The following is a 6,764-nucleotide window of genomic DNA, read 5'->3' on the forward strand; positions in this document are numbered from 1 at the left end:
GCCTGTTATGCTACTGTATAAACAGCCAGTTAATCAATTTCGGAGAGGGTGACCATGGCTGTTATCGTCAAATATGTGGTTGAGCGCAACGGAGAAGAAAAGATGACTTTCACCTCTAAGTCCGAAGCCGACGCCTACGACAAAATGCTGGATATGGCTGACGAGCTGTTCGTTTTACTGGAAGAGAGCGATCTGTTCGAAGATGAAGCCAAGCGTGAAGAGCTGTCTATGTTCCTTGCGCAAAATCGCGAAGAAGTGCTAGTGGCACTGGGTGCGAAAAAAGCACCAAAGAAAAAAGCAACGAAACCGACCGCTGTCGCAGAAGATGCTGACGACATCGAAGAAGAAGATGACGCGGCATAATCTGCCCATCACTTCACGGTAGATAATGAACCTCCTGCGGGAGGTTTTTTTGTGCCTATTCTCCCCACAAACGTTTGTATCCCGTGACATTGACGGCCATTAAAACACTCTAATCATCCACCTGTGCATATCATGTATAGACATTTATTTTGCATTCCCACTCTATCCTCACCATGGAAAATTGAGATCACTCGCATTACGCGACACCGTTACATCCCTACACAAATATAACATTAAATCACTTTGCGCAACCCTCTCTATTTAGAGTACTTTTTGACCAGAGGAACACGTTGAAAGTAGTTGTATCAATAAGAAGGGAGCGACGATGAAGAAGGGACTGGTCATACTGATATCTGCCTTAACACTCGCAGGTTGCGGCGGAGGTGGTGGTGGCGATGGTGATGGTGATGGTAAAAATCTGCATGTCTATTTAAAAGAAAAATCCGTCGATGTCGTCGGTGACAGCATGAGTGCCACCTTTGCTGGCGTCAAATTTGATTCAAACGGTACCACTAATGAAAATGTCTATATCGGTATCTTGGAGCCTAATGGTCGTTTGTTAGAAGCGGGCGATATCTACTTCACCTCTGACACTGGGGGAGAAGCGGTTTTCCAATTTCATCCTGGCTATAAGATCGGTGAAGGCACAACGGAAAGTGAAATCCTGATTGCTGTCTGCTATGACCAAAACTGTAATCGCCAAGCCAGCGGCTCTCCCCTCACGGTATCGGCACGCTACAGTGTCGAACTGGAACGCCTGACCCTCACGGATGCGCAAAACCGTATCAGCAAACACGCTGTCGTGAATGATAAGCATGTCGACAATCCACTGATCACCCAATCACTGGCCTTCACCGGTAGCAACTCGGCATTGTTAAACGCCAACGTTGATATTCAGGGCGACATTGTGACGCATACCCTCATTGACGATCTGTACTATGACGGCACACAAAGCACGTTCACCCTGACTTCTGACTTAATGCTGCCAAGCGCACTGGGTGCGGGTACCCACACGGATACGATTACCGTTTCTTCCTGCTACGATGAAGCATGTGATTACCCGGTACAAGGCAGCCCCATTACCATTCCGGTGAGCTACCAAATCACCACCGGCATATCAGATCCTGCGCCTGCATTGGCTGTGGGCAACGCTCACCCCTTCAACCACAATGTGGTGGATGCGGAATACATCCCTGCGCTGGATGTTATCGTGATGGCCTCCTCTCAGCCGTCCAACGCAGCGTATATCTATGATATTGCCAATGGCACCACCTCAACGTTCCCATTACCGACTGACCCTTATGATGTCGCGGTTGATCATTTCGCGACACAAGGCCGTGTCGCCATTGGGCAGGCTGGTCACATCACGGTTATTGACTATGATCCTGACCATCCGGCAAGCTCACCGACCCTCCATCATACAAGCAGCAGAGAAGCGAATGATGTACTGGTCAAACGCGATCTTGTGTACCAAACCTCAACGTATGACTGGGGGATGAATGCCTTTAACACGACGACTCAGACAGAGTCGACCATCAATAATAACTTGCGGAAAATTAGCAAGATGGCCTTCCACCCAAGTGGCCGTCATATGTTTACCACTACAACCGCGTTTTCCCCACAGGATATTCGTCGTCTGACGCTGGATGCAAACAGAAGTCCGGGTAACGAGCAGGATTCCCAGTACCACGGCGATCATCCAATGGGGGATAACTTCTGGCTCTCACCAGACGGCAATCAGATTTACACCTCTCGAGGCAGTATTTTTGACGCCTCTATCAGCAACCAAGAAGTGCTAACGTTCACGGGGTCTCTTCCCCTGGCTCAATATGAAGAATATGGCCATCCATGGGATGCGGACATCATTGCGATGAGTGAATACCGTGATCAGCTCGTTGTGGCAGACGATAGCCCCGTAGGTACCGTCCGCATACTGGATAAATCGTCATTGATCCCGCTACAGAGCTACCCCAAAACTCAGGTAACAATGAATGAGAGGGAATACGATGAAAAAGCCATTGCCGCTATGTTTACCGACGAAGGGCATCTGTTCGTGATAAAACAAGGGGGTGACTATGAGAATAAACGTGCCCGTTTGATCCGCCTCGACTAATCACCCCGATCCACCCTATTTAACAACCATCCCCGTGGTACCACACCACGGGGCGTTCACTTTACCTTTCATCCTACCTGTAGAAATCACCTCCCCATGGGCAAAAATAGAATAATCCGCCCTATTTTCTTTTGCCCCTTCAAACTCCACGCAACTCTCTTTATGATGGGATCATGACGCATTGCAATGCGTGCCTGCCGTTTAGGCAACGCCTTATGATTTAACATGGAGAAAAACAATAATGGCCAGCTTTTCACTTGCCCTGGGTACCGCGACCAAAAACCGCGACAACAAAATCATCGAAGCTTTCTTCCCAACACCGATTCTGAATCCATCAGATGCGCTTGTGAACGCCATTGCTGCTGTTGTTGAATACAAAGAAGGTAACCAAGCACTAGAAATCACTGCTGCGCAGTGTGCCGATTTGGCTGCAGCATTCCGTGCAGCAGACGAAGAAAAAAGCGCACAATTTGCCGAGAAAGCAGCACAGTCTTCACAGCCATTGGTGGTGGTGATTCTGGCGACTGACGAAGCACCAGCATCTGTTGCTGAAGGCTTCCTAAAGCTACAACTGATCTCTCACCGTCTTGTTCAACCACACGGTGTAGTACTGGATGGCATCTTCGGTCTGCTGCACAACATCGCGTGGACGAACCAAGGCGCTATCGACCTGCCTGAGCTTGCCGATCGCCAGATCGAAGCACGCCTAAACGGCGAAACGCTGACCGTTGACTGTGTCGATAAATTCCCGAAAATGGTGGACTACATTGTCCCTACCGGCGTACGTATTGCTGATACCTCACGTGTACGTCTGGGCGCACACGTAGGCGAAGGCACCACTGTTATGCACGAAGGCTTCATCAACTTCAACGCGGGTACCGCTGGCGTGAGCATGGTTGAAGGCCGTATCTCTGCGGGTGTTGTGGTGGGTAATGGCTCTGATATCGGTGGTGGTGCGTCTATCATGGGTACGCTGTCTGGTGGCGGTAAAGTCGTGGTATCTATCGGTGAAAACAGCCTGTTGGGCGCAAACGCCGGTCTTGGCTTCCCAATGGGTGACCGCTGTACGATTGAATCCGGTCTGTATGTGACAGCAGGCTCTAAGGTGCGCCTACTGGATAACAACGGTCAGGAAGCGGGCTTTGCGAAAGCACGTGACTTGGCGGGTAAGCCGGATCTGCTCTTCCGTCGCAACTCAATGACAGGCGTGATTGAATGTCTGACGAACAAAGCGGCCGTTGAGCTAAACAGCGAACTGCACAGCAATAACTAATACTGCGCGTCAAATAACCTAACGCAAAAGGCTGCCTTCACTGGGCAGCCTTTTCTTTTGTTCTTTCTTTACGCTATCAGTAACCGCGTTCAACTAATCCATACTGGGAGGGTGAATCCTCACACTCATCGGGATACGCCGGATTGATCCGCACCGTGACATCACGCTTGCCTTTGCAGTATTCAAACCGCCCCTGCAAATACCCTGCCCGGTACTCTTCATAATCAATGTCGCCCCATGCTCCCTGCTTTAGCAAGTCCTTTTGATTTAATTCCCGATACCCTTGTTCACCATGGTAGCTCCCCAGCTTTTCCCATTCTTTTTCTGCCGCTAACTGGGTTTCATAGGGGCTGGTACAAGCGGCAAGCAAACCGACCCATCCCATGATAATACCGACGATGAACACGTGCTTAACCCACTTAGCCATTGCGTTTCCTCCACAGAAGATATGGCTTAAGTATGGGATTATCCGTTCAAGGTCGCCACCGCACGTCGTCCACTTTCACTGTGTGTGCCAAGGTATGCCAATAAAACACCTATCCCAGCACCGATCACCATCACTCCACCTAAGTGCCACGCTTGGCTGATCCCCATCTTCAACAAAACGTTACTGAGTAAAGAGGCAAACACCATTTGGCACGCCCCCGACAATGCCGCCACCGTGCCGGCTTTATCACTGTAAGGCACCAGCAATAACGACTGCGCACACGGAAACGCGATCCCGTTCGCCATCGCTAATAAAAAATGCCCGGCACTCATCCAAATAGGCTCGAGCGGTGCGGCAATCAACACGGCACCCGCCACAAAATGCAGCAGTGGCGCCAACATCAACATCCGCTGCGTGCCTAACCGAGGACGCAACCGCTGACAAATCAGGCCACCACACAACAAGCCACAAGCGGGCACCATGGCCCACAGCGCGTATTGCTCGGAAGACAGACCGATTTGTACCTGCATGATGAAGGGCATCAAGGAAATGGAGAGCACGACCAAGGCGAAATTGATCCAGCCAATACCGGCAAACGACAAGAAATGGCTTTCCTGCATCAGCGTGATATAGCTTTTCATTAACTGGCCCACGGAGCGTGGGCGCGACGTGGTGGATAAGGTCTCTTTAAATAACAGCAGCAACACCAACCACACCATGACGATGTAACCCAGCAACAGCATAAAGACCGCTAACCAACCGGCGTAGTGATTCACAAAGCCGCCAATTACCGGAGCGACAATCGGCGTAAAAGCCGCCACAATGGCCACCCACGTCATCGCTTTCACCAGATCATGGCTTTGGTAACTGTCACGGATCGATGCCCGAGCTAACACGGCCACACTGCCCGCGCCAATCCCTTGAACCACCCGCCCGATCAATAACCAGGTAAAAGTATCAGCCTTTGTGACGGCAAGGACTAATCCCGCCGCCGCGATCAGCAACCCGACCAGCAACACCGGACGACGACCAAACACATCCGATAAGGGGCCATAGACCAGTTGTGAGGGGCCAAACCCCAATAAATAACCAGAAACCAGCAGTTGGACTTGCTCGGTAGTGAGGTGGAGATCAGCAGCAATCCACGGCAGGGAAGGAAACACTAAGCCGAGGCTCAATTGCCCGATACTGACAATCAAACACGCTAATAAAAGGGGTTTCCAGTTAAACGCCGCCATTCTTCATCCTTATTATGCTTGTTATACCCAAGTTACCTCAATGTGCGGGATTCAGAGTGTTATCAGCGCAACCAATTCAAGGAAGATACCTGCAGGAATGGCATCCCCCTTTCAAAGGTATTTGACACAGAAGTGATTGCGCTGAACCACTCCCGAAGGGCGAGTTCTCTAGGCATCTCCTCTGCGTTATAGCTTTTTGACGTAGAACGACTATGTCTACAAATCTACGCCTTGATGAGATGCCTAGATATTCTCGCTGAAACACGCATATTGAAGTAGCTTGGGTATATATTATGCATGTTATTAGGAACAAGAATTAGCAGCGCGGTATCACTATATTACGTCCTAGCAGGACGCAATATCAGACGGATTTTGTCAGGGTGTAAGTGAAGGGATTGGTGAAGGAGAATTTGCTGCCTGCCGTCGACACTTGTCCTTTTTTCATGGCGATCAACACTTCTTTTTGCACTTTGACCAACGCAAAGAAGCGTACAACCATAAACACAATAAACACCGGCATCAGCAGTTGTGAGACAGGAGCCGATTGCAGCACCAAATCATTCAACAACCACACGGCGATCATGCCCAGCATGATATACAACGAATGGGGTTTTAAGACAATACGAATATCTTGGGCTGTTTCCGTACGTTCAAAGAAAAAGGTCATGAGTCATCCTCGTTTTTATTTTCTTCACCCTCTCACACCACAGACAGCGTGACAAGTACGGCACAGTAGAATTCATGCCCGTATTGTAAAGTGATATGTCAGAGGGTTCGGTGAAGGCAAAATCCGCCGGACTTTTAGCGGAAAGCTCTCTCTTCGATTGAATAAATAACAAAACATACAGACGTAAAAAAGCCCAAGTCTTTCGATTTGGGCTTAATATAAATGGTGGAGCGGATGGGACTCAACGCGCACGGCCAGTCGGGGCTGGCCATCCAGCTGCGACCTAGAGACCGAAGGACTCTTTGGAAGCAGTATATAGCAAAAAACCCTGTCGTTACCGACAGGGTTTCTTAATAAGTGGCGGAGCGGACGGGACTCGAACCCGCGACCCCCGGCGTGACAGGCCGGTATTCTAACCAACTGAACTACCGCTCCACACGGAGATAAAACTTTCGTTTTATCCGATACCTGTCGTTCAGAACAAATATCTTAAATTTGAAGCCTGGCGATGTCCTACTCTCACATGGGGAGACCCCACACTACCATCGGCGCTGTTACGTTTCACTACTGAGTTCGGCATGGGATCAGGTGGGTCCATAACGCTATGGTCGCCAAGCAAATTCGTTTTATTTACCGCCTCAGGGCCGTAAATAGCAATCTGGAAAAGTTAACTAGTTTTGTTC

General features: G+C 49.7%; 6 protein-coding genes, 1 tRNA gene and 1 rRNA gene. 3 read left to right on the top strand and 5 right to left on the bottom strand.

Translation table 11 applies throughout. The annotated features are described in order from the left end of the window. Nucleotides 1-54: 54 nt before the first annotated feature. From L4C36_RS19825 to dapD, 3 genes are all read left to right on the top strand, one after another. Nucleotides 55-363 (top strand): YebG family protein, encoded by a 309-nt coding sequence (locus tag L4C36_RS19825; RefSeq protein ID WP_428479529.1) that lies wholly within the window; start codon nucleotides 55-57, stop codon nucleotides 361-363. 325 nt (nucleotides 364-688) lie between these two features. Next, nucleotides 689-2,476, top strand: a complete 1,788-nt coding sequence (locus L4C36_RS19830) for a hypothetical protein (protein ID WP_428479530.1) — start codon at nucleotides 689-691, stop codon at nucleotides 2,474-2,476. Between the two features lie 241 nt (nucleotides 2,477-2,717). Further along, the gene (gene dapD, locus L4C36_RS19835; RefSeq protein ID WP_428479531.1) at nucleotides 2,718-3,749 is read left to right on the top strand and encodes a 2,3,4,5-tetrahydropyridine-2,6-dicarboxylate N-succinyltransferase; all 1,032 of its coding nucleotides are present in this window, start codon (nucleotides 2,718-2,720) and stop codon (nucleotides 3,747-3,749) included. Between the two features lie 76 nt (nucleotides 3,750-3,825). Here dapD and L4C36_RS19840 read toward each other — a convergent pair whose 3' ends face one another. The 5 genes from L4C36_RS19840 to rrf form a co-directional block, all read right to left on the bottom strand. Beyond that, nucleotides 3,826-4,176 (bottom strand): DUF2799 domain-containing protein, encoded by a 351-nt coding sequence (locus L4C36_RS19840; protein ID WP_428479532.1) that lies wholly within the window; start codon nucleotides 4,174-4,176, stop codon nucleotides 3,826-3,828. A 38-nt stretch (nucleotides 4,177-4,214) separates the two neighbouring features. Next, nucleotides 4,215-5,414 carry a multidrug effflux MFS transporter gene (locus L4C36_RS19845; protein ID WP_428479533.1) on the bottom strand — a complete coding sequence of 400 codons (1,200 nt, stop codon included), beginning with the start codon at nucleotides 5,412-5,414 and terminating at the stop codon, nucleotides 4,215-4,217. 361 nt (nucleotides 5,415-5,775) lie between these two features. Further along, nucleotides 5,776-6,081 (bottom strand): hypothetical protein, encoded by a 306-nt coding sequence (locus L4C36_RS19850; protein WP_428479534.1) that lies wholly within the window; start codon nucleotides 6,079-6,081, stop codon nucleotides 5,776-5,778. 358 nt (nucleotides 6,082-6,439) lie between these two features. Continuing rightward, nucleotides 6,440-6,516 (bottom strand) — tRNA-Asp (locus tag L4C36_RS19855). A gap of 65 nt (nucleotides 6,517-6,581) precedes the next feature. After that, a 5S ribosomal RNA gene (rrf, locus tag L4C36_RS19860) occupies nucleotides 6,582-6,697 on the bottom strand. Between the last annotated feature and the right edge of the window lie 67 nt (nucleotides 6,698-6,764).

Source organism: Photobacterium japonica, assembly GCF_050337005.1.
In the GTDB taxonomy this organism is placed as follows: domain Bacteria; phylum Pseudomonadota; class Gammaproteobacteria; order Enterobacterales; family Vibrionaceae; genus Photobacterium; species Photobacterium japonica.